This window comes from Parvimonas sp. M20 (genome assembly GCF_035282425.1).
Taxonomy (GTDB): domain Bacteria; phylum Bacillota; class Clostridia; order Tissierellales; family Peptoniphilaceae; genus Parvimonas.
Genome location: NZ_JAYKBQ010000185.1, coordinates 1 through 267, shown reverse-complemented (window position 1 = coordinate 267; position 267 = coordinate 1). Strand labels below are relative to the sequence as shown.

Sequence of the window (267 nt, the reverse complement as noted above, 5' to 3'; positions counted from 1 at the left end):
GCTGTTGAATTGTCTGAAGTTGCTTTCGGACGTGAATTTAACGAAGCTCTTGTACACCAAGTTGTTACAGCTTACTTAGCTGGTGGTCGTCAAGGTACTCGTGCTCACAAATCACGTGCAGATGTTTCTGGCGGTGGTAAAAAGCCATTCCGTCAAAAAGGTACTGGTCGCGCTCGTGCTGGTTCTATTCGTAGCCCAATCTGGGTAGGTGGTGGTAAAACTTTTGCTGCTCGCCCACAAGATTGGTCTCAAAAAGTTAACCGCAAA

1 protein-coding gene is annotated in these 267 nt (G+C 46.8%); it reads left to right on the top strand.

The genetic code is table 11. From position 1 onward, the window contains the following. Positions 1-267: 50S ribosomal protein L4 (locus tag VJI93_RS08905; protein ID WP_324009339.1), on the top strand; the 267-nt coding region annotated here is incomplete at both ends.